The 1,530-nt window shown below is 64.5% G+C and carries 1 protein-coding gene and 1 pseudogene; one reads left to right on the top strand and one right to left on the bottom strand.

Going from position 1 to position 1,530, the window contains the following annotated elements; translation table 11 throughout:
- Positions 1 to 515: 515 nt before the first annotated feature.
- A pseudogene (locus tag ACZ7GZ_RS43325) lies at positions 516 to 764 on the top strand (ATP-binding protein); the annotation flags it as partial.
- A 77-nt stretch (positions 765 to 841) separates the two neighbouring features.
- On the opposite strand, the gene ACZ7GZ_RS43320 reads toward ACZ7GZ_RS43325, so the two are convergent.
- Entirely contained in the window at positions 842 to 1,423 is a 582-nt protein-coding gene (locus ACZ7GZ_RS43320) for a GNAT family N-acetyltransferase (protein ID WP_471033356.1), read from the bottom strand.
- Positions 1,424 to 1,530: the final 107 nt, after the last annotated feature.

Below are 1,530 nucleotides of genomic sequence, written 5' to 3'. Positions count from 1 at the left end.
CCCCACCGAGCCCGGCAAAAGCGCCCCCGCACTCCCCAACACCACCAACACGACCGACGATTGATCGCCTACACCACATCAAGGGACACGACCGGCTGGGCTGCCCATTTCCGCTACGGCGCATCGAAGAGAACGTTCTCCTACCTACCCTGGAAACAGCTGCGGCGCCGCTACTACGGGGCAGACCGCATGACCGAGGGCGGGATCGTCCTCTACAACCCGGCGAAGATGCGGGTCCAGCGACACACGTTTCGCGGAGCGCAGATAAGCACGCCTTACAACAGCGCAGATCAGCACGCCTTACAACATCGACGAAGTCGATCACGACGGAGCACGCTTCCGCCGGACGAACCCCGACGATGTGGCCTTCGTCAGCCAGGTCAGCGAATACCTCGCCTGATCCTGCGGATCACGTGGAGAGCCGGATGCTCGGCCAACGGGCACGTCCGGTTCGGCGGGCGGGGACGGGAAAACCGGCACTGGAAACAGTGCACGGCGTCTCGTCCCCGACCCAACACATGGAACTCGACCGGCACGGCGCCGAACTGCTGTTCCAGGTTCTGACCGAGCGCGAGGAGAAGCCCAGCGTCTCCATCGCCTCCAACGAGTCGTTCGGAGGGTGGACGAAGACCTTCACCGATCCCCGTCTTTCCGCGGCCATCGTCGACCGGCTCACCTGCAACGGCACCATCATCGAGACCGGCACCGACTCCTACCGCCTCGCGAGCACCCGAGCCCGCACCGAGCAGACGACTGCCGGATGAAACCTTCTGGCCGATCCTGGTGGCCGGCCGCCCTCGCCGGCGGGCCACCTGCATGGGAACTCTCGGACCAGCCCTGCTCAGCCGGTTCGTTGAGCGTGCTCAGATGTTCTCGCCTGCCATTGGTCTGCAGTCATCCGCCAGATGACATCGATCCCCACTTCGCCAGGAGCCGAGGGCCCTTCTGGCACTTGCAGGCGTTCGATCTCCGTGAAACCCAGGTGAAGGGCGACGGCTCCACTGGCTGGGTTGGCAGCATCGTGGTGGATTTCCAGACGGTCGATGCCCGCCAACTGGAAGCCCTGGGCGACAAGAGCCGCCGCAGCCATCGTGGCGAGACCTTGGCCCGTCCAGTGAGGATGAATCCAGTAGCCGATGTCGAGGCCGCCCGCACCGATGGGGCGATGCAGGCCGCAGCTGCCGATCACCGCGGCACCTGAGGTGATCGCATAGCCGAAGGCTTGCCTGGTCTCCCACTCGTCGTGACTCCGGGCCAGGAAGTCGGCGGTTTGCTGTCTGCCGTGATTGGCTGCCCAGGGCATCCACGGCACGAGATGGTCCAGGGATTCGTAGATCGCCTGTTCCAGGGCATCGAGGTCGGTCATGCGCCACCGGCGTAGTTCAACCCGGTCAGTACTGAGATTTTCGGCAGGCTCTTCCATGCCCTGGATGCTCGGTCGTGTCCCTTGATGTGGTGTAGGCGATCAATCGTCGGTCGTGTTGGTGGTGTTGGGGAGTGCGGGGGCGCTTTTGCCGGGCTCGGTGGGGT

This window comes from Streptomyces sp. NPDC037288, from assembly GCF_055603265.1.
The sequence above is the reverse complement of the archived record's forward strand: the minus strand, read 5'-3'. Positions and strand labels throughout refer to the sequence as shown.

Coding starts and splice junctions, on each gene's coding strand:
- ACZ7GZ_RS43320 (WP_471033356.1), bottom strand. CDS start 1,423: ATGGAAGAGCCTGCCGAAAATCTCAGTACTGACCGGGTTGAACTACGC.